The sequence below is a fragment of the Bacteroides congonensis genome (genome assembly GCF_900130125.1).
GTDB classification, from domain to species: Bacteria; Bacteroidota; Bacteroidia; order Bacteroidales; family Bacteroidaceae; genus Bacteroides; species Bacteroides congonensis.
Genome location: NZ_FQXY01000011.1, coordinates 1051815 through 1072758, shown reverse-complemented (window position 1 = coordinate 1072758; position 20944 = coordinate 1051815). Strand labels below are relative to the sequence as shown.

Annotated in this window: 19 protein-coding genes; 16 read left to right on the top strand and 3 right to left on the bottom strand. The window is 41.1% G+C overall.

The genetic code is table 11. The features are described 5' to 3' along the window. The first annotated feature begins 1486 nt into the window (after nucleotides 1-1486). The 10 genes from BQ7997_RS21655 to BQ7997_RS21610 all read left to right on the top strand — a co-directional run bounded on the left by BQ7997_RS21655 (nucleotide 1487) and on the right by BQ7997_RS21610 (nucleotide 12746). Nucleotides 1487-2206 carry a hypothetical protein gene (locus tag BQ7997_RS21655; protein WP_139260956.1) on the top strand — a complete coding sequence of 240 codons (720 nt, stop codon included), beginning with the start codon at nucleotides 1487-1489 and terminating at the stop codon, nucleotides 2204-2206. Between the two features lie 2 nt (nucleotides 2207-2208). Continuing rightward, entirely contained in the window at nucleotides 2209-2925 is a 717-nt protein-coding gene (locus tag BQ7997_RS21650) for a Mov34/MPN/PAD-1 family protein (protein WP_073348009.1), read from the top strand. Continuing rightward, entirely contained in the window at nucleotides 2922-4226 is a 1305-nt protein-coding gene (locus tag BQ7997_RS21645; protein ID WP_073348008.1) for a HesA/MoeB/ThiF family protein, read from the top strand. The genes BQ7997_RS21650 and BQ7997_RS21645 overlap by 4 nt, the downstream gene beginning before the upstream one ends. A gap of 8 nt (nucleotides 4227-4234) precedes the next feature. Next, the gene (locus BQ7997_RS21640) at nucleotides 4235-4918 is read left to right on the top strand and encodes an SH3 domain-containing protein (protein ID WP_073348007.1); all 684 of its coding nucleotides are present in this window, start codon (nucleotides 4235-4237) and stop codon (nucleotides 4916-4918) included. A gap of 352 nt (nucleotides 4919-5270) precedes the next feature. Further along, entirely contained in the window at nucleotides 5271-6512 is a 1242-nt protein-coding gene (locus BQ7997_RS21635) for a radical SAM/SPASM domain-containing protein (protein ID WP_073348006.1), read from the top strand. Then, on the top strand, nucleotides 6509-7834 hold the full coding sequence (locus tag BQ7997_RS21630; RefSeq protein ID WP_073348005.1) for a MiaB/RimO family radical SAM methylthiotransferase: 1326 nt from the start codon (nucleotides 6509-6511) through the stop codon (nucleotides 7832-7834). The genes BQ7997_RS21635 and BQ7997_RS21630 overlap by 4 nt, the downstream gene beginning before the upstream one ends. A gap of 6 nt (nucleotides 7835-7840) precedes the next feature. Next, nucleotides 7841-9127, top strand: a complete 1287-nt coding sequence (rimO, locus tag BQ7997_RS21625; RefSeq protein ID WP_073348004.1) for a 30S ribosomal protein S12 methylthiotransferase RimO — start codon at nucleotides 7841-7843, stop codon at nucleotides 9125-9127. 21 nt (nucleotides 9128-9148) lie between these two features. Next, nucleotides 9149-10444 (top strand): radical SAM protein, encoded by a 1296-nt coding sequence (locus BQ7997_RS26070; protein ID WP_159436788.1) that lies wholly within the window; start codon nucleotides 9149-9151, stop codon nucleotides 10442-10444. A 2-nt stretch (nucleotides 10445-10446) separates the two neighbouring features. Beyond that, entirely contained in the window at nucleotides 10447-11490 is a 1044-nt protein-coding gene (locus tag BQ7997_RS21615) for a M20/M25/M40 family metallo-hydrolase (RefSeq protein ID WP_073348002.1), read from the top strand. An 11-nt stretch (nucleotides 11491-11501) separates the two neighbouring features. Further along, on the top strand, nucleotides 11502-12746 hold the full coding sequence (locus BQ7997_RS21610; protein WP_073348001.1) for a radical SAM protein: 1245 nt from the start codon (nucleotides 11502-11504) through the stop codon (nucleotides 12744-12746). A gap of 70 nt (nucleotides 12747-12816) precedes the next feature. On the opposite strand, the gene BQ7997_RS21605 is transcribed toward BQ7997_RS21610, so the two are convergent. Together BQ7997_RS21605 and BQ7997_RS21600 are read right to left on the bottom strand one after the other, a co-directional pair. Further along, nucleotides 12817-13188 (bottom strand): DMT family protein, encoded by a 372-nt coding sequence (locus BQ7997_RS21605; protein WP_044653118.1) that lies wholly within the window; start codon nucleotides 13186-13188, stop codon nucleotides 12817-12819. 14 nt (nucleotides 13189-13202) lie between these two features. Continuing rightward, the gene (locus BQ7997_RS21600) at nucleotides 13203-13949 is read right to left on the bottom strand and encodes a PP-loop family protein (protein WP_073348000.1); all 747 of its coding nucleotides are present in this window, start codon (nucleotides 13947-13949) and stop codon (nucleotides 13203-13205) included. 184 nt (nucleotides 13950-14133) lie between these two features. On the opposite strand from BQ7997_RS21600, the gene BQ7997_RS21595 reads away from it, so the two are divergent. The 4 genes from BQ7997_RS21595 to BQ7997_RS21580 all read left to right on the top strand — a co-directional run bounded on the left by BQ7997_RS21595 (nucleotide 14134) and on the right by BQ7997_RS21580 (nucleotide 18103). After that, a complete protein-coding gene (locus tag BQ7997_RS21595; RefSeq protein ID WP_073347999.1) occupies nucleotides 14134-15555 on the top strand; it encodes a tetratricopeptide repeat protein in 1422 nt (473 codons plus the stop codon). A 17-nt stretch (nucleotides 15556-15572) separates the two neighbouring features. After that, nucleotides 15573-16043, top strand: coding sequence for an NfeD family protein (locus BQ7997_RS21590; RefSeq protein WP_073347998.1), 471 nt, complete (start codon nucleotides 15573-15575; stop codon nucleotides 16041-16043). Nucleotides 16044-16065: 22 nt separating this feature from the next. Further along, on the top strand, nucleotides 16066-17067 hold the full coding sequence (gene floA / locus BQ7997_RS21585) for a flotillin-like protein FloA (protein WP_073347997.1): 1002 nt from the start codon (nucleotides 16066-16068) through the stop codon (nucleotides 17065-17067). Nucleotides 17068-17224: 157 nt separating this feature from the next. Beyond that, complete coding sequence (locus BQ7997_RS21580; RefSeq protein WP_044655146.1) at nucleotides 17225-18103, top strand: nucleoside phosphorylase; 879 nt, start codon at nucleotides 17225-17227, stop codon at nucleotides 18101-18103. Nucleotides 18104-18205: 102 nt separating this feature from the next. Here BQ7997_RS21580 and BQ7997_RS21575 read toward each other — a convergent pair whose 3' ends face one another. Next, nucleotides 18206-18865 (bottom strand): NAD(P)-dependent oxidoreductase, encoded by a 660-nt coding sequence (locus tag BQ7997_RS21575; RefSeq protein ID WP_073347996.1) that lies wholly within the window; start codon nucleotides 18863-18865, stop codon nucleotides 18206-18208. A gap of 166 nt (nucleotides 18866-19031) precedes the next feature. On the opposite strand from BQ7997_RS21575, the gene mnmE reads away from it, so the two are divergent. Next, complete coding sequence (gene mnmE / locus BQ7997_RS21570) at nucleotides 19032-20429, top strand: tRNA uridine-5-carboxymethylaminomethyl(34) synthesis GTPase MnmE (RefSeq protein ID WP_073347995.1); 1398 nt, start codon at nucleotides 19032-19034, stop codon at nucleotides 20427-20429. Nucleotides 20430-20507: 78 nt separating this feature from the next. Next, nucleotides 20508-20921 carry a secondary thiamine-phosphate synthase enzyme YjbQ gene (locus BQ7997_RS21565; protein ID WP_022138118.1) on the top strand — a complete coding sequence of 138 codons (414 nt, stop codon included), beginning with the start codon at nucleotides 20508-20510 and terminating at the stop codon, nucleotides 20919-20921. Nucleotides 20922-20944 lie beyond the last annotated feature (23 nt).

Below are 20944 nucleotides of genomic sequence, written 5' to 3'. Positions count from 1 at the left end.
AAGTAGTTGTGAATGAACGGATAAGCTTTATGTGATGAGAGTGAAGAACGAATATATCAATAAAGAGGAAGTATTAAAAAAAGAAAAAGCCTAAAAAGATTTGCCCCATTAGCTGAAAAGTCATACTTTTGCAATGCTTCAGTCAGCCATTAAGGGTTAATGGCCGGGAGCATACATATTGAAAGACGTTTTCATGCGTTATCCTTTTTTCTTTTGAATCTCGCAAATCCAAAACTCGGAAAGGGAATGGCAACAAAGGCGTCTACGTGGTATGATTATGTCATATCTCTTTTTCCATCAATGAACAATTGGTGGAAAGGGGTGTATATATCATACAGGCGTGGGCTAACTGGCGTTGCTTATCCTCCGAGGAAGGCAATGCGAGAGCCTAAAAGATGGGATAAGCAGGAACAGATTCCCCGCGCCTTCTCGTATGTATATACATGAACAAACACATCGCTGAGTACGGGAATCTATCAGCAATTCACCCACAGTACTCTTATGATTCATATAGGTTCACTCATCAGACTGAAAATGAAAGAACGTCAAAAAACAGTTATTTGGCTATCCAGACAACTGTCATGCAGCAGAACAAATGTATATAAAATATTTGAAAAGTACTCCGTAGATACAGAGACTCTCACCAAAATATCCACTATTTTGGAGTTTGATTTCTTCTCACTTTATTCAGACTACATAAAAACAAACAAAAATCAAGAATAATCAGACACTGGTTATTTATTAAATAAAACAGCACAAATGTCCCTGATTAGTTTACATGTAAACCAATCAGGGACATTTGTCTACAATATATGCATACAAGTTTGACTAAGTTTGCACTCTCGAGCAATAATATAATGATAATTACACAAATTTAAAAGTAAGCACATACGGCCGGGCATAGAAACCTACCAACAAAACGGAACACTCTTATGATTCACATAGGTAAACAAATCAGGCAAAAGATGGAAGAACGCCACAAAACGGTTGTTTGGTTAGCGAAACATTTACCATGCAGCAGAACAAATATTTACAAAATATTTGATAAGAATTCAATAGACACCGATACACTCACAAGAATATCCACCATTTTAAAGTTTGATTTCTTTTCGCTCTATTCAGAGGAGATAAAAAGAAATACAACACAAGAATAAATCCAGACATAAATATTTTGCAAATCATTTCACGGCAAGAAGTGTCTCTGATTGGTTGACATGTCAACCAATCAGAGACACTTTATTTCAATACATAAATACAAAACTCCATATATTTGCACAGAAGGTAGACACAATACTGCCAAACGTTTTTTCCGCTAAAGAAAAACACAGCAGTATCTGGAAAGTCGAAATATAGAAATTACCGTTTTTGTCAACTGTCAATTAATAAAAAGAACCCAAATTTTGAGATTATGAGCAAATATAATTATCGACTTGTTATTCCAGTAGGACAATTGGCCCTGGATCCTACAAAATTAAAACGCCAGAAATTGGCAGACGACCTTAAAGCCGGACGACCTCTTCAACTTAGTTCCAATGGAAATGTAACGGGGCAAGAACAAACCAAACTAGTGACCCAACAAGGGAAACTAGCCTTGGATCCTACAAAATTAAAACGCCAGAAATTAGCAGACGACCTTAAAGCCGGACGACCTCTTCAACTTAGTTCCAATGGAAATGTAACGGGGCAAGAACAAACCAAACTAGTGACCCAACAAGGAAAATTAGCCTCTCAATGGTATGAATATGACCCGGAGCTGTTCCAAGACGAAAAAGACGCGATGTATAACAATTTTCCTCAGTTCCAACTCCAAAAGATAAACGATCCCGATAGTCGATGGAACAACTGCTTATGTTGGGTAGGTACACTATGTCCCGGCATTTATGACAATACAGAATGGGAGGTTATGGCTATCTATCGTCCGAATCACCCTGAAGCAGCTATGGGAGGATCTGTATGCGTATACTTATTAAATCCTTCCGTAGAAAACGTACGCAACACATTAGGTTATTATCCACACCATCTGATTAATGATCAGGAAGGTGGAAAATATCTCTGTACAACTCGTGCGGAAGATATGTCAAACGGACAATACGTCACGTCCGCCGTTCAAACTCTGACCTGGGCTGTTAAGTGGCTTACGGCTTTTGAACTTGTACTCACCGGAGACCTTGATGAAAAATTGTTTAACAAGCCGGAGGGAATTTGATTATGACTGATAATTCTTACGTTATATTCACACAACGTGCATTTAACGCTATCGTGACGGAAACCATAGACAAGCATCCGATCGAAACTGGAGGCATCTTTATTGGTTACATCTTAGACAATGGTGCATGGGTAGTTGTAGAAACAATACCACCAGGTTATCACACCATACATCAGAGGGCATATTTCGAATATGACGCAGAATTTGTCAACTATCTTTCCAACGTCATAGCCCTACAATATAAAGGCAACCTGCAAGTACTTGGTTTGTGGCATCGCCACCCAGGCAGTATGGATGTATTCTCAAGCACGGACGATGAAACCAACCTTAAGTTCGCAAAAGAAAGAGAATGCGGTTCTATTTCTGCTTTGGTAAATTGTGATCCTCAAATGCGCTTTACAATGTATCATGTTACACAAAAAGGAGAATATGAGAAAATAGAATGCTTTGTCGATGACGGCGAAACGATACCTGAAGATTTCTTAGCTTTATGCTATACTGATATAGACAACCTGCCAACCTTCGATCAACAAGGGATTATCCGCAAAAATGCAACAAAAGGATCACTTACAAACGAATCAGCGACAGAGGAATCCCCCCAACCTGTATCCAATGACACGACAATAGAGCAAGGAGCAGTAGAAGGTATAGAACGTTATACATTGTCTGACGCTGCAACCGAATTTTGTGGAATCATCAGAAAACTATTAAAATTATGAATGCAGTTTTATCCCGCAGCATAGAACCCAAAGCCATGGTTCCGGCAAGTATTATAGAGTGTGATGACAATCCGTATTATGGACCTTTATATGGTTATTATGTAAGTAACACGTATTACTATAATATAATGCCTGATAACGCCCGGATTGACAATACAAGAATTAAAAAATTAGGATATATTTTTCAAGAAAACATATTTGAATTACTTGATGAAAATATAAGAGCGCAAATAAAGCCGCAAAAGGCGGTTCTTGACAAGGAGCTAACAAAAGCTGAACGTTTCCGTACCAGTGAAACTAAAAATAATCGCAAGGATTTACCCGAAAAACAACTATTGGCATTAAAGGAATTTGTATTATCTGCCGGAGGAAACGCAGAAAACATCGAAGAAACGTTGGTTGGGTATAGAACTCAGGACGGACTGCACTTGATACAAATCGCGACACTTACAGAAGTAAAAATTGAGCCTTACACTTTAAAATTAGATGTATTTTCCCGCAATACCGGTATTTTAGAATCTTCCACCATGCTGGAAAAAAGAGCTTTATTCATCGGATGCGGTTCCGTTGGCAGTCTTGTTGCCGTAGAATTGGCTAAGGCCGGAGTAGGAGCATTCATGTTGGTGGACAATGATGTTTTCAGCTATCACAACATTTGCCGGCATCAATGTGGCATATACGACGTGGGACGCTACAAAACGGACGCAGTAGCAGACAGGATTTTGCAAATCAATCCTTATGCGAAAGTCTTAAAATTCAATTCTACCATACAGGATGTAGATCGTGATAAAATACTAGAATTCTGTAACACAGATTCCATTATCATAGGAGGTGCGGATAATCGTGAGGGTGACCTCTACGCAAATCGATTTGCTACCCAAACCGGTGCATCATTTATGTCAATAGGATGTTGGGAACGTGCTTTTGCAGGCGAAATATTCTATTGCTTGCCTGAAGGGATGCCTACCTATGAAGATTTTTTATCTATTGTAGGGTATACTTCGGGACGCATAACACAGCACCGCCGTTTCTACACCACCGAAGAGGAACTAGAAAAAGTCAGTTTCGAACCAGGCATTTCAGCAGATATAAATTTCGTGACTATCATAGCCATAAAAATGGCACTCGATTTGCTAAATCGTAATAATCCGGAGTACACACAGCGGCTTCTGCCCAACCTCACACAATACACATTGGTTTGTAATACCAATAATCCCAAAATTGGCGGTGAGCAGGCGGAAATATTCTCTTATCCGCTACAAGTAACTACGAGTATCATCGTCCCCTATGCGGAAAAGTAAGTAAGAATATGGCTACAGATCAATATGGAAGAATCATAAGGCGGGCACGCCCGAATCTGCCGGATACACATTATACCCCGACTTATACAAGTACGTCTTCAAACTGGTGGGAAGGGCTTAATAACGGAGTAGCCAATTTTGGCAATTGGTTGAATGAAAATGCAGAAAACGCTACAACGGCAATTATGGGAATTGCCGGCATTGGAGCTATTGTCGGATTGATAATATGGGTATTGGGCGTTTTCAGCAGTGATGGTTTCATTTTTGGGGTACTCTCTATTTTCGGCGCATGTTTCATTGGATACATTGCGTTCGCTATCATTGGCATTGCCAGTTATATATTAGGACTCATCTTGCTTGGTGTCAGATATATATTTTGGAATATCTATACGCTACTGATAGCAATAGCCATAGTCGTTCTGTTGATTGCAGCCAATGCTGAGACATCCCATTCCCCCAGTTACCAAACGCCCACAACCAATCAATACGTAGCATCTCAAACAACGACTTATTATTGCACCGCACGTTCCGCGCTAAATATTCGTTCAGCCCCCAATACAAATTCAAGGGTAATAGGCACAATAAGACCTAATCAAACTGTAGAAGTATTCAGCATAACAAACGGCTTTGCAAAAATTAAATATGGGACAGAAAATGCTTATGTAAGCAGCCAGTATTTAAGAAAGCGTTGAGGCACCAAATAATATAAGACAGAAAAATACAGGTGGAATCCGAAAAACCTTAAAAAGAGTAGGAAAAATATTCAATTAACGACATATATGCAGAATTTACTTTTTGACTTAATTGCTGTAAATGTAGAGTTTAGCTCTGTAAACTCATTCAGCAATTTCAACGAGAATGGTCCTTGCGACATGTGCTGGGGTGACCTCAGCCTCTAACCATTGTATTAGAAATCGGTGGTTCCTCTATTATCAGGACATCACCGATTTCTATTTTTAATATGTAACAATTATAACTATGTATTGGTCTAAATACAACATACTGGCAAAAACTAAAAAATACGGGTACTTATTATTTAATACGATGTCACAAGTTTTTATCCATATCAGTGAACAATCGATTGATGAATGGCTTCAACTTAAAGACAATCCGGACAAATATAAAGATCTCGCCGGTAGTGAAATGCTTGTACATGCCCGTATCATTGTGCCAAATCAAGAAGACGACTTGAATGTATATCTTGCGGATGTACTGAAGAACAAATACAATTCATCTGACGTGGCACTGACTATTCTGCCTACCCGTGGTTGCAATTTCGGATGCATCTACTGTTACGAACAAGACCGGCCTGTCATCTCAATGACAGAAAAGACTGAAGATGCCATCATTTCTTTTCTGCGTTCCAACCCTAACATGAAGCGCCTGAATGTAGTATGGTATGGTGGAGAGCCCTTGCTGAATTTTCAATCTATGGAAAGGCTTACAAAGAAATTTCTTGCACTGGATGTAGAATACTCAGCCAAAATGGTAACAAACGGCTATCTGCTAAATAAAAACATAGCAGATAAGATGACGGAATTATGTATGCGAAACATCCAAATCACCCTTGATGGAACAGAAGAAGTACACAATAGCCGGAGAGCGCTTTTGGGAGGGCAACCTACATATCGCACTATTTTGAATAACCTGAAATATCTGCTTGAAGTTAATAAAACTGTAACAATTGATATCCGCACGAATATAGATCTCCGTAACAAAGACGACTATCACAACTTCCACGATAATTTCCATGCCGAGATAACAGACAAGCGTGCCACTCTTTATCCGGGATTTGTATCCGATTTATTGTCATCGGAGTGTGTATCACCCGAACACAATATCAGTGAAGGGGGATACAAAGCTAAATTCGTGCTTGACCTTTTCGACAGATATGGCATTGAAATAAAATCTTTCCTTCCCAAATTTCGCCGCCATAGTTGTGTAGCCAGCAAATATTTTGCTTTTGTCATAGGTCCGGAGGGTGAGATTTACAAGTGCTGGCGCATGGTAGGGCAAAAAGAACAGGAGACAGGCAACGTACATAGTGGAAAAATCGATATGGTCAAGTTCTCCCGCTACTTGACCGGAGCGGACTATACCCGGGATAAACGTTGTTTGGAATGTGAGTTCATCACTCTATGTGGAGGAGGTTGCCCGCTCACCCGTATGCGCAATAAATATGAAGGTACAACTATCAACTATTGCTGTCCTGAAAAAAGCCATATGAAAGAGTTAATGGAACTGAGATATGAAATGTATATGAAATCGAATCTCAAAACAAGATGAATAAGATACACATTGAAACATATGGTTGCAGAATGAATATCTGTGATAGCGAGATAATCATGTCGTTATTGCAACATAGCGGCAATTGTTTTGTCCCGGTTCCCAAAGAAGCCGACATAATCATACTCAACTCCTGCTCTGTACGCGAAGATGGACATAACAAGATATTTGAACGCCTTCGGGCTTTCGCACAAGAAATAGAAGATGATAAAAGAAGTGTCATTATAGCTGGTTGTTTCGCTTCACTCATAGATACTGAAGTATTCTCTCTTTATCCTTTTGTAAAAGCCATTGTCAACCCTAATTGCTATAGGCTATTACCACAGATAGCAGAACAAATCGCCAATGGTGAAAGAAGAATCCGTAAGATTGTAATAGACAATAATGAGATGTATGGCGATGTACTGCCGCTTCGATACATGGAAGGGCAAACTACAGCCGCAATTACTGTCATGAAAGGATGCAACCAATTTTGCTCTTACTGTATCGAGCCTTTCACACGGGGGCGTGAACATTGTCGTGACGTTGATTCTATATTGCATGAAGCACACGATATAATGAACAACGGATATCGGGAACTAACCTTAGTGGGACATATTATTGATAAATACAGGTGGACTGACCCCAAAAACGGCAAGACTACAGATTTCGCCGGACTATTAGCCTGTGTCGCTGAATCCTGTCCCCAACTTCGGATAAAGTTCCTATCATCTCATCCCATTTCATTCAATGATGCGATTATCCGGATAATTGCTTCACATCCTAATATTATGCATGTGGTGCATCTTCCATTGCAATCCGGTTCAGACAGAATATTAGAGATGATGCACCGGGGGTATAATGTAGACGATTTTCGCAAACGTATTGCATCAATACGTAAACAGATACCTGACATGTCTATCATTACAGATGTCATGGTAGGCTTTTGTTCCGAGAGTGACGCAGACTTCAATGCAACATGCCAACTCATTGACGAATTGAAGTTTGACGATATTAATATTTTCCGGTTCTCAATGCGCTCACATACCAAAGCTGCCGGATGTTATACTGATGATGTAACAGAAACAGTAAAACTCGAACGAGCCGATATCATAAGACACAAAAAGGAACAAATCCGACTGCAACTATATGAAAACGAAATCGAAAACACAATAAATGTAATAGCTGAAGGAATTTGGCGTGACGGTTGGTGGTATGGTCGAGATGCCAAACATCGTATAACAACCTTCATCCCTAATGCCGATACAAAAGTTAATCAGAACGTAAAAATCAAAATAAAAACTGCTACCGCTGATAACATGTCGGGAGAAATTATAGAATAATCCGTTATGAAAATAAATATAGTAAATATCGGTTGTTTCAAAAATCTCGTTGACAGTGAGAAACTTATGGCACAATTAGCCCGTTGCGGTTTGGAGACAGAATTTGGTACTCCTACATCAAAAACCGACATCGTGATAATCAACACATGTGGTTTCACCGGTGATGCCGAAAACGATTCGCGGAAAGCAATTCTCCAGTTGGTAACTCAAAAAAACGAGGGATTGATAAAACAGATATGGGTGATGGGATGCTACTCCCAAAAAATCGGAGCTAGAATTAAACAGATTGCGCCAGAGATAGAACGGTTCTACGGTAATTTCGACTGGCATAATATTGTGCATGATTTGGGTGGTGAATATATCGAATGTAATAACCGCATCTTAACTACACCACCCCACTACGCATACATCAAAATATCAGAAGGCTGTAACCAGCCTTGCTCCTACTGCATAAAACCACGCATCAATGGGCCTTTGCGCTCACGAGATATGAAAGATGTATTAGACGAATGCCGGCAGTTGGCCGCTAAAGGAGTAAAAGAACTGCAGATTGTGGCACAGAATACCACCGCTTATGGCATCGACCTATATGGAGACAATCGAATAGCCGAATTGATGTGCCGTATCTCCGACATCAAGGGTGTCGAATGGATTCGATTGCATTATGCTTATCCAACTGCATTTCCCAAAGAACTGTTGCAGGTAATGCATCAACGCGACAATATTTGCAAATATATCGATATGGCGATTCAACATTGCAGCACAAAGATGTTACGCCTGATGCGGCGCGGCACAAGTAAAGAATCACTTATCGAGTTAATTACCGAAATACGCAGTGAAGTACCAGACGTATATTTACGTACGACTATTATGACCGGACATCCCGGTGAAACAGATGCTGACTTTGATGAATTGCGGGAATTTGTGATAAAACAACGTTTTGAGCGAATGGGAGTATTCCCTTATTCACATGAACGTGGCACCTATTGTGACTCACACTACGAAGATACTATCTCCAAAGAGATAAAACGGAGCAGAGCTCTTGAATTGATGGCTTTACAAAAACAAATTTACCAAGAACTGAACGATTCGCTTGTCAATACAACAGAGCGGATGATTATTGATGAAATAAAGGGTAATTACTCCATAGGACGGGGTGAGCATAGCACGCCTATGGCCGATCCCAAAGTCATTATTCATTCAGACCACCCTCTGGTACAAGGCAATTTCTACAATGTACGCCTTACCAAAACCTTAGGTAAAGATATGGAGGGGGTAATTGTAAAACAGTAACTTATTCTCAGCAGCATGACAATGAGCAAAAATATTAATTTATTAAGTAATAAAGAAATCTACATCCATTGCATAAGTTCAGGCAATAATGCAGGTCAATGGATTGTTTATTTACCTCTTGTACAGTATGCGCGATTAATATCCGCTACAACGCTACAAAAATTGGAAGCGGTTTTGGCAGGCAACGCCCCGGAACATGACGACAGTATCAATGAAATATTAGGGCACATTAACGATGAGCCGAAAACAATATATTTCACCCCAAAATCGGTTGATGGTTTACTCAATATGATGATTCTACCCAATAACAAATGCAACTTTCATTGTTCATATTGTTATTCAGCTCATGGACGATCGGGCAAAGAAATCGAGAGCAAAAAACTTTATGCAGCTATTGATTACTTTTTCGCACCGGAAAGAGCTAAAGGAAAAAGGCTTACGATTTCTGTATTGGGTGGAGGAGAGCCTTTGCTATCATGGGAAGTAGTGAGAAAAGCATTGGATTACGCCTATCGGGCAAATGAAAAACGAGACCAGGACTTACCTGTATCAATAGTAACCAACGGTTCTATTGCAACCGATGAATTTATAGCATATTGCATGCATCATAACATCAGCCTTTCCGTATCGTTTGACATCTTAGAAGAGATTCAAAACAAGCAACGAGGAGAATACCAGAAAGTATACAGGAATATCAACCGCTTTGCAGACAACGGACTGGATGTAGCACTTAATACTGTTATCACACATGACAATGTATTGTTGATGGAATCAATGATAAAAACAATGAGCGAAACTATGCCAATGGTAAAGAAAGTGTCATTTAAACCGATCATATCCGACAGTTATTTCACTGATGTCCAAACACGTGAAAGCTACTATCACGAATTCGTTACCGCTTTTTTCAGGGCTAAGACATTAGCTAGGGAGAAGGGAATTTATCTCACTACACCTTATCTCAACAATTCCGCCTGCCTGGCAGATAGATATTGCCCCGGCAAATTTGTTGTTACAGCAGAAGGAATGGTGTCAATATGCCACTGCGTTTCATCATCCAGGGATACGCTTTATAATCAATTTATTTTCGGCAAAATCAACGACACTGGCCAGGTAGAGATATACGAAGAAAAACTAAAGGATATTTTGGCACATGACCAAAACATGAATAAAAATTGCCGCCATTGTATCGCCAGATGGCATTGTGCCGGTGGCTGCTATACGGACAATTGCTGTATGGACGACATGGCACATGAAGCGTACTGTCGTTCCATGCGGTTGTTTATGGAGCTATATTTACAAGAATATTTTAAACTATAAGGATGAATTGGACATTTCTAAAAGACCTGTTCTCTACGCCATCAGTTTCTGGCAATGAGACTGGCTCACAGCTGATTTTTGAAAGGTATCTTGAGCCTCACTTTCAAATAAAACATGATAGTATAGGAAACAGTTATGCCATATTGAACAATGGGCATTCTGTCACTGTCATGCTTGAGGCTCACATAGACCAAATTGGATTTCAGGTGACTTATATAGATAGTGAGGGATATATTTATGTACGTGCTAACGGAGGTATCGATATCGCCGCCGCAATAGGAGCACACGTAAATATCCAGGTGCGCAATGGCCACACAATCAATGGCGTATTAGGCAAACGGCCTATTCATACTCAAAAACCGGAGGAACGGAGGAAATTGCCTGAAATAGAGGAACTATGGATCGATACAGGCTTGCCACCCGAACAAGTGACGAATAGCATTACCATAGGAGATTTCGTAGCTTTCAGCCCCAATTTCCTAAAACTAGGAGAGCACCGTTTTACTTCATGTGGATTGGATAACAAAGTAGGCATATATGTAATTGCAGAAACCCTGAAACGCATCAATAGTGAAAACATATCAATAAACGTGGCAGCAGCAGGTATCGTACAAGAAGAAATTGGATGTAAGGGAGCGAAAACAGCAGTAGCCAATCTGAAGCCTCAAATAGCAATATGTGTTGACGTAGGATTTGCAACCGATGTTCCTGATATGTCAAAGAAAAAATATGGAGATATTGCTTTAGGAAAAGGCATCATTATCACTTACCATACAGACAGCAATCATGACATGATAATGATGGCGGAACAAACAGCTAAAGAAAACAGTATCCCGTTTCAGCGTTCAGCCCATCACGTACCTACCGGTGGAACTGACACATCCTCTATTCAGGTTTCCGATACGGGAGTGAAAACTCTATTACTCAGTATCCCCAATAGATATATGCATACTACGGTAGAAGTGTGCGATGTGCGTGACATAGATGCAGCTATAAATTTATTAACGTGCCTTGTGAAACAAATTGACCTGAAAACAAAAAAATAAAATGATCCTATATGAATAAAGTATATATTACATCCAACGGCTGTGCCGTACTATGGAATGAAACAGAACGCATTGCTAAATATTTTCGATTAAACGGATGGAAAAAAGTATCAACCCCGGCAGATGCAGATATCATCGTGGTGACTTGTTGCGGCGTAACACACAATGAAGAAAACCAAGCTATTAGTATAATTGAAAAACTGGAGAACTGCCGTAAATCCGATTCTTTGTTTGTAGTCAGCGGCTGTCTTCCGTCATTTGCCGGAGAATGCATCAAAGCTATTGCTCCTGAAGCAAGACTGATGACCTACAAACAACTTGAAGATTTTGATAAAATCATACAAGCAAAAGTAGTGATGTCCAACGTATATTATAACGCAAAATCAGAAATGGAAGAAATAAAATCACACTACACACCCGATGACGATGAGCAAGTAGCGCTAATTACGGATGAATATTGTGGTAATACGCTATGTAAAAAACAATACGATTTCTGTACTCTCCACCGCTATGTATGGCAAAGTGATGATGTATATCAGATCAAAGTATCGTATGGTTGTCCGGGAAAATGCAGTTATTGTGCTACCAAACTGGCAATCGGAGATTTCCGTAGCGTACCTAAAACTCTCGTAATGAAACAATTTAGTGAAGGCATAAATGCCGGATATAAACGATTTCTACTCATTGGTGATGAGATTGGATGTTACGGCAGTGACCTCGGAATAAACATAATCAATTTACTTCATGATGTTTATACCCTACAGGCAGATATAAAAATAGCCATTCGCTATATCCATCCGGATATTTTTGTGAAATACTATGAAGGCTTGCGCCCATATTTTGCAAATGGTTTTATTGAGTATTTCTGTTGCGCTATCCAATCCGCAAGTCCGGCTATATTAAAAGCCATGAACCGGAATCCCAATATAGAGCCATTTATTCATTGTATGGAGGACATTAACATAAACAGATATAAAGTGAACAAGCATAGCCAAATACTCGTGGGATTCCCCGGAGAGACCGAGGTTGACGTATTGGCTACACTACAATGCCTTATCCGTTGTGACTTTGACCATATCAACATCAATAAGTTCAGCCCCCGACGTGGAACCAAGGCATACGACATGACCGATAACGTATCTGAAACTATAAAAGTAGAACGATGCAATATGTTCCGCACATGGATGAATTTGCAAAAACAAGCGAAAATGTATGAAGCTATAAAACAATCATTACTATTGAAAAACAATCGGTAACAAGCAATGAAACCGAATATGAACTGAAAAATTCTCTGTCCTCTATCACTAAGAAAGGGCGATAAATAATCTATTTCATAAACACAAAATACACCGCCGCAATCAAACAAACGAACGCCGCCAAATGATTCCAATGCAACGTTTCACCCTTAAAGAAAACAGTTGTAAATACCGTAAAGATGACAAGAGTTATCACTTCCTGAATCACCTTCAACTGCATCAATGAAAAAGGACCACCGTTACCGATAAATCCGATACGGTTCGCAGGTATTTGACATGAATATTCAAAAAAAGCAATTGCCCAGCTAAAAGCAATCACACCTATCAACGGAAGAGCGGCGAACCAGCTATATTCCTGTTTCATTTTTAAATGTCCGTACCAGGCAAAAGTCATAAAGACATTGGATACGATAAGTAGCAAAATTGTATAGATTCCTTTCATAACGTCAGATTATTTTAGTCTATTTTATCCGGTAATAATTCTTCCTGTACATTCGTCATGCTCCCCCAAAGGCTATACCGGGCTTCCGGATTCATCGCTTCCAATTGCCGCAAAATTCCTTTCATATCACTCCGGCTCGATTGCGATTCGTAAGGGCATTTCTTCACCTGTTTCCGGTATTCACGCAAAGCAGCCAACTCCGTCAAATCCGATTCGTGAACCAGGCACATCGGACGGATAATCGTCATATCAAATTTCTTCATCACCAACCGGGGCGGCATAGTGCTGAATGCTCCCTGATAAGTGATATTCATCAGCAAAGTTTCCAGAATATCATCCATATGATGTCCCAAAGCAATCTTGTTGCACCCTTGTTCCTTGGCAACCGTAAACAAGGCTTTACGCCGATTCCACGAACAAAGAAAACAGGGAGATTTGCGTGTATCCGTAGAGGGGTCAAATGAAGTTTCATATTGGACAAAAGGCACTCCGTAGGCTTCACAATGTGCTTTCAGATAATCTGTATCACTTTGGTAAGGTATATTTCGCATCACTACATGGACGGCAACAACAGAAAAGCGAGGTTTGTAGATACGTGCGCGTTTGCCCAACAGTTCTACAAGCGCCAACGAATCTTTCCCGCCCGACAATCCGATGAGAATTTTATCACCTTCTTCTATCAGTCCATATTGCACCACTCCTTTGCTGAACCGCTTGTCAATGCGGCGAATGGTTTTCTCTTCTTCCGTAAATTGTGCCATATCTTCAAAAATCGGCTGCAAAAGTAAGCGAAAAGAATGATTTAAAGAAGAATTAACATAATAGAATCTCTGAAAAAGGGTTTATTTCTAATAAATTTGTACTTTTGAACAATTGAAAAATTGACAGATGCCCGAAAGTAGCAGTACTTTCAAACAATCCGTCACTCATAAACGATAAATAACGATGAAAGGGAAATATATTCTATTTTTATTTTGCAGTCTCTTCCTTGGTGAAGTTTCCGCGCAAACACTCGAACAGGCACGCACCTTATTTACAAAAGGTGACTACGAAAAAGCCAAGCCTGTATTCAAAAAGTATGCAAAATCCCAACCTTCCAACGGAAATTATAATTATTGGTATGGCGTATGTTGCCTGAAAACGGGAGAAGCCGGGGAAGCGGTAAAACCGCTCGAAATGGCAGTAAAGAAGCGTGTAGCCAGCGGACAACTTTACTTGGGACAGGCTTATAATGAAACTTATCGCTTTGAAGAAGCGGTAGAATGTTTTGAAGAATATATCGCCGACTTGAAGAAGCGCAAAAGACCGACAGAAGAAGCCGAAGGCCTGTTGGAAAAGAGCAAAGCAGACCTTCGTATGCTGAAAGGTGTGGAAGATGTTTGCATTATCGACAGCTTCGTTGTGGATAAAGCTACTTTTCTGAATGCTTATAAAATCAGCGAAGAATCAGGCAAACTGTTCACGTTCAACGAATTCTTCCAGACAGAAGGGGAGCATGAAGGGACTGTCTACGAAACCGAAATCGGAAATAAAATCTATTACAGCGAGAAGGGTGAAAGAGGGAATTTGGACATATTCTCAAAGAATAAACTGCTGAACGAATGGAGCAACGGACGACCGCTACCCGGCAGCATCAACGCTTCCGGAAATGCCAATTATCCGTATGTAATGTCAGACGGTATCACCATTTATTATGCAAGTGACGGTGAAGGGCTGGGCGGATATGATATTTTCGTCACCCGCTACAACACGAATAACGACACGTATCTCGTACCGGAAAATGTGGGTATGCCATTCAATTCCCCGTACAATGATTATATGTATGTCATTGACGAGTATAATAATCTGGGCTGGTTTGCTTCCGACCGCTTCCAACCGGAAGGTAAAGTCTGCATCTATGTATTCATACCGAATAATTCAAAGCAGACGTATAATTACGAAGCGATGGATCAGAAGCAGATTATCCGCCTGGCACAAATCCATTCATTGAAAGAAACTTGGAAGGACAAGCAGGCAGTCAGCGAAGCATTGCAACGTTTGGAAGCTGCTATCAGCCACAAGCCGAAAGAACGCCGTGTCGTTGATTTTGAATTTGTCATTGATGATAACACAACGTATTATCTGATGAATGACTTCAAGTCCGCCAAGGCCAAACAGCTTTTCCAACGCTATCGGCAGATGGAGAAAGACTTTCAGCAACAAGAAGAAAAGTTGAACAGCCTGCGCCAGCAATATTCCACAAGTAACAAGCAGGGAAAAGAAAGAATCGCTCCTGCCATCCTCGACCTGGAAAAACGCATATTGCAAATGTCTGGCGAACTGGATGCTCTGGAAACCAATGTACGTAACGCAGAAAAAACGAAATAAATTAATAACACTGAACTATGGATATACTCATTATCACCGTTCTCATTATTGCCGCAGTCATACTGTTTCTTGTAGAACTGTTTGTCATCCCGGGCATCAGCCTGGCGGGAATTTCGGCATTGGTTTGCATCCTTTATGCCAACTACTACGCATTTGCCAATATAGGAATGGCAGGAGGATTTGCCACTTTGGGTATATCGGCCGTCGCCTGTATAGGGTCACTGGTCTGGTTTATGCGATCGAAGATGCTGGATAAACTGGCTTTGAAAAAAGACATTGACTCGAAGGTAGACCGTAGCGCTGAACAAAGTGTGAAAGTCGGTGACACAGGTATCAGTACTACCCGTCTCGCGCAAATCGGTTATGCGGAAATCAACAACAAAATCGTTGAAGTCAAATCAATGGACGGTTTTCTGGATGAAAAGACCCCGATCATCGTCAACCGCATCAGCGACGGAACAATCATGGTTGAGAAACACAAAAAATAATATTCACTAATACAATCTATCAATGGAATCATCTTTTTACTTGCCTATCTTTCTGATAGCCGGAGGTATTATCTTCCTGATAATATTTTTCCATTACGTGCCTTTCTTCCTTTGGCTGTCGGCCAAAGTATCGGGAGTGCATATCTCACTGATACAGTTATTTCTAATGCGTATCCGTAATGTTCCGCCGTATATCATCGTGCCGGGCATGATTGAAGCTCACAAAGCCGGTTTGAAAAACATCACCCGTGATGAACTGGAAGCCCACTATCTGGCCGGCGGACACGTTGAGAAAGTTGTCCACGCATTGGTATCCGCGTCGAAAGCGAATATCGAACTGCCTTTCCAAATGGCTACGGCCATCGACCTGGCGGGACGTGACGTATTCGAAGCCGTACAGATGTCTGTTAATCCGAAAGTGATTGACACTCCGCCTGTAACGGCTGTTGCCAAAGACGGTATCCAGTTGATTGCCAAGGCCCGTGTTACGGTACGTGCCAACATTCGCCAGTTGGTCGGTGGTGCAGGTGAAGATACGATTCTCGCCCGTGTAGGTGAAGGTATCGTTTCGTCCATCGGTTCTTCCGAAAATCATAAGTCGGTACTCGAAAATCCGGATTCTATCTCCAAGCTCGTACTTCGTAAAGGGTTGGATGCAGGAACTGCTTTCGAGATTCTGTCTATTGATATTGCGGACATCGACATAGGTAAGAACATCGGTGCCGCCTTACAGATTGACCAAGCTAACGCGGACAAGAATATCGCCCAGGCAAAAGCCGAGGAACGCCGCGCAATGGCTGTCGCTTCCGAACAGGAAATGAAAGCGAAAGCACAGGAAGCCCGCGCGAAAGTAATCGAAGCGGAAGCGGAAGTTCCTAAAGCAATGGCAGAAGCCTTCCGCAGCGGTAATCTGGGTATCATGGATTACTACCGGATGAAGAATATCGAAGCGGATACCTCGATGCGCGAAACGATTGCCAAACCGACAGCAGGCAATACAGGCAATCAGCCGCTAAGTAAATAAGTTACTACAAACGCCGGAACCCGGTTTCATTTCAGTTCCAAGACGTATTCTCCCTTTTCTACGGAAAAAGAAAGATACTTCTTCTGAACTTAAATCCGGTTCCGGCGTTTCTATTTATAGATACAATCATATTGTAAAACTAAAACCTTTCAATAACATGAAAAAGTACTTTCCATCCTCTGAATTGATTATCAACGAAGACGGTTCTGTATTCCATCTTCACGTAAAGCCCGAATGGCTGGCAGATAAAGTAATCCTGGTAGGCGACCCCGGACGTGTAGCTCTCGTAGCTTCTCATTTCGAAAACAAAGAATGTGAAGTGGAAAGCCGCGAGTTCAAAACTATCACGGGTACGTATAAAGGAAAGCGGATTACGGTGGTTTCTACCGGAATCGGTTGCGATAATATCGACATTGTCATGAATGAACTGGATGCTCTCGCCAATATCGACTTTAACACTCGGGAAGAGAAGGATCATTTCCGTCCATTGGAATTGGTACGTATCGGCACGTGTGGTGGTTTACAGCCTAATACTCCGGTAGGTACATTCGTTTGTTCGCAGAAGTCTATCGGCTTTGACGGGTTATTGAATTTCTATGCCGGACGCAATGAGGTATGTGATTTGCCTTTCGAACGTGCTTTCCTTAATCATATGGGTTGGTCGGGAAATATGTGTGCCCCTGCTCCTTATGTGATTGATGCCAGCGAAGAACTGATTGACCGGATTGCCAAAGATGATATGGTGCGTGGTGTTACGATTGCTGCCGGTGGTTTCTTCGGCCCGCAAGGACGTGAGCTTCGTGTCCCGTTGGCAGACCCGAAACAGAATGACAAAATTGAAACATTCGAATACAAAGGTTTCAAGATTACTAACTTCGAGATGGAAAGTTCGGCTTTGGCAGGACTTAGCCGGTTGATGGGACATAAGGCGATGACTGTCTGCATGGTGATTGCCAACCGGCTGATTAAGGAAGCCAATACCGGATATAAGAATACGATTGATACGCTGATTAAGACTGTTCTTGACAGAATCTAAAACAGACTTATCTGAATTCGACAGTGTCCAAATAAAAAAACGGCTTGAATCTTACATGCATATCATGTTGATTCAAGCCGTTTTTTCTAATTTATTCTCTTATCAATATCCAATTGTGAATCTCTCCTGATGATGCTTCGGGTGCTCCAGTTCGTCAATCATTGCAGCAGCATAATCCTCTACGGAGATATGGCTGTTTCCTACAATATCTACAATCATGTCATCTTTGCCAAGACGGTAGCGTCCGGTACGTACCCCCGGTCGCATATCTGCTGCCGGAGAGAAAAACACCCAGTCTACCTCTTTTTCTTTCTTCAGGAAATTCAGATAGAATTCTCCCAACGCTTTCACTCCCGGCAGAAGGTTTTCAGGAACTTCACCGGAATCCATCAACCGCAATCCCGGAGCAATGAATAAAGAACCGGCACCGCCAACCATAAGGAAACGCTCAACCCCGGCCTTCTTTACCCCATCAATAATAGTCAGATAGACTTTGATTGTCTCATCATATATATTAGGATTGTTCCATCCTGGATTGAATGCACTGATGACGGCATCTGCTCCTTTACACACTTCAGCCACCTCATCGAGCGAAGACACATCCGCCTTCACTACTTTCAGATTTTCATTTTCTATCTTTATCTTTTCAGGATGACGAACCACGGCAGTCACTTCAAAGCCACGGTTCAGAGCCTCATTCAGTATGGCCGAACCTACAAAACCACTCGCGCCTATAAGGACAACCTTCTTTACTTTTTTCATATTCCAACATTTTTTAGGGTGTTATTATTACTTTAATAACACAACAACAGTCGGAATGTTGTTTTCCTTTTGGACATTTAATCAACCAATATAAGATTCTATTCTTCCTTTCATTCTATTTTTTATTCAGAAACAACTATCTTTGCACTATCCAAAAAGAAATACAATGAACCAAGATACTATCTGTGCCATTGCCACCGCCCAGGGCGGCGCTATCGGAAGCATCCGTGTTTCCGGCCCGGAAGCTATTTCCATCACCAGCCTCATCTTCAAACCGGCCAAAGCCGGCAAGTTACTTAGTGAGCAGAAACCATACACTTTGACTTTCGGACGTATCTACGACGGTAACGAGATTATCGACGAAGTGCTTGTCAGCCTTTTCCGTGCTCCTCACTCATACACGGGAGAAGATAGTACGGAAATTACCTGTCATGGTTCTTCTTATATTCTCCAGCAAGTGATGCAATTGCTTATTAAGAATGGCTGCCGCATGGCTCAACCGGGAGAGTATACGCAGCGTGCATTCCTCAATGGCAAAATGGATTTAAGCCAGGCAGAAGCCGTAGCAGACCTGATTGCTTCTTCATCCGCCGCCACTCACCGACTGGCTATGAGCCAAATGCGGGGTGGCTTCAGCAAGGAACTGACCGACTTACGCAACAAGCTACTGAACTTCACCTCGATGATTGAACTGGAACTGGATTTCAGCGAGGAAGATGTTGAATTTGCCGACCGTTCGGCATTGCGGAAATTGGCTGATGAAATAGAACAGGTCATCTTCCGCCTGGTTCATTCGTTCAGCGTAGGAAATGCTATCAAGAATGGCGTTCCCGTGGCTATCATTGGTGAAACGAATGCAGGAAAATCGACTTTATTGAATGTTTTATTGAATGAAGATAAAGCAATCGTCAGCGATATTCACGGAACGACCCGTGATGTGATTGAAGATACTATGAATATCGGTGGAATCACTTTCCGATTCATTGATACCGCCGGAATCCGGGAGACTAATGATACGATTGAAAGCCTGGGCATCGAACGCACCTTCCAAAAGCTGGATCAGGCGGAAATTGTTCTTTGGATGGTGGATTCAGTGAATGCCGCATCACAAATTGAACAGTTATCAGAAAAGATAGTTCCACGTTGTGAAGGTAAATATCTGATCGTGGTATTCAATAAGGCTGATTTAATTGTAGAAAATCAAAAAGAAGATTTATCAGCTTTATTGAAAGATTTCCCAAAAGAGTCAACAGAGCATATTTTTATTTCAGCCAAACAGAGAGAGAATACGAGTGAATTACAAAAAATGCTTATTAGTGCTGCGCATTTACCTACGGTAACACAGAATGATATAATCGTAACTAATGTAAGACATTACGAAGCATTAAGCAAAGCCTTAGAAGCTATTCACAGAGTGCAAGATGGGCTTGATTCACATATTTCAGGTGATTTTCTTTCGCAGGACATACGCGAGTGCATTTTCTTCATTTCTGATATTGCAGGGGAAGTTACGAATGATATGGTGCTTCAAAATATCTTTCAGCATTTTTGCATCGGTAAGTAGAATTCTTACATCAATCGTACTTTTACTTATCAATATATGACTACAAGTACAGTGCCTGAAATATGAAACTATAATAATATGTGGAAACAAGTAGAATTTGAATTACAGTCACGCAAACGTGGATTTCATCTTATAACGGGAGAAGTATTGCGTAATTTGCCACCATTGCCCAAAGTAGGATTATTGCATTTATTTATCAAACATACTTCTGCCGGGTTAAGTATTAATGAAAATGCAGATCCTGATGTTCGGGTTGATATGGAAAGTATCTTCAACCACTTGATAAAAGAACGTGAGCCGTATTATCAACATACTTTAGAGGGAGATGACGACATGCCGGCTCATGCAAAAAGTTCCATTATAGGAACAACCGTCACAGTACCCATTACCAATGGAAAGCTGAATCTCGGAACTTGGCAAGGCATCTATCTCTGTGAATTTCGGGATTACGGTGGTAATCGGAGAATTGTAGCAACTATCAGTGGAGAATAACTATATGGTTATTATAACTTTGG

Bases quoted from the DNA above. Each gene is read 5' to 3' on its own strand.
- BQ7997_RS21650 (WP_073348009.1), top strand. From the start codon at position 2,209: ATGACTGATAATTCTTACGTTATATTCACACAACGTGCATTTAACGCT.
- BQ7997_RS21645 (WP_073348008.1), top strand. From the start codon at position 2,922: ATGAATGCAGTTTTATCCCGCAGCATAGAACCCAAAGCCATGGTTCCG.
- BQ7997_RS21640 (WP_073348007.1), top strand. From the start codon at position 4,235: ATGGCTACAGATCAATATGGAAGAATCATAAGGCGGGCACGCCCGAAT.
- BQ7997_RS21635 (WP_073348006.1), top strand. From the start codon at position 5,271: ATGTCACAAGTTTTTATCCATATCAGTGAACAATCGATTGATGAATGG.
- BQ7997_RS21630 (WP_073348005.1), top strand. From the start codon at position 6,509: ATGAATAAGATACACATTGAAACATATGGTTGCAGAATGAATATCTGT.
- rimO (WP_073348004.1), top strand. From the start codon at position 7,841: ATGAAAATAAATATAGTAAATATCGGTTGTTTCAAAAATCTCGTTGAC.
- BQ7997_RS26070 (WP_159436788.1), top strand. From the start codon at position 9,149: ATGAGCAAAAATATTAATTTATTAAGTAATAAAGAAATCTACATCCAT.
- BQ7997_RS21615 (WP_073348002.1), top strand. From the start codon at position 10,447: ATGAATTGGACATTTCTAAAAGACCTGTTCTCTACGCCATCAGTTTCT.
- BQ7997_RS21610 (WP_073348001.1), top strand. From the start codon at position 11,502: ATGAATAAAGTATATATTACATCCAACGGCTGTGCCGTACTATGGAAT.
- BQ7997_RS21605 (WP_044653118.1), bottom strand. From the start codon at position 13,188: ATGAAAGGAATCTATACAATTTTGCTACTTATCGTATCCAATGTCTTT.
- BQ7997_RS21600 (WP_073348000.1), bottom strand. From the start codon at position 13,949: ATGGCACAATTTACGGAAGAAGAGAAAACCATTCGCCGCATTGACAAG.
- BQ7997_RS21595 (WP_073347999.1), top strand. From the start codon at position 14,134: ATGAAAGGGAAATATATTCTATTTTTATTTTGCAGTCTCTTCCTTGGT.
- BQ7997_RS21590 (WP_073347998.1), top strand. From the start codon at position 15,573: ATGGATATACTCATTATCACCGTTCTCATTATTGCCGCAGTCATACTG.
- floA (WP_073347997.1), top strand. From the start codon at position 16,066: ATGGAATCATCTTTTTACTTGCCTATCTTTCTGATAGCCGGAGGTATT.
- BQ7997_RS21580 (WP_044655146.1), top strand. From the start codon at position 17,225: ATGAAAAAGTACTTTCCATCCTCTGAATTGATTATCAACGAAGACGGT.
- BQ7997_RS21575 (WP_073347996.1), bottom strand. From the start codon at position 18,865: ATGAAAAAAGTAAAGAAGGTTGTCCTTATAGGCGCGAGTGGTTTTGTA.
- mnmE (WP_073347995.1), top strand. From the start codon at position 19,032: ATGAACCAAGATACTATCTGTGCCATTGCCACCGCCCAGGGCGGCGCT.
- BQ7997_RS21565 (WP_022138118.1), top strand. From the start codon at position 20,508: ATGTGGAAACAAGTAGAATTTGAATTACAGTCACGCAAACGTGGATTT.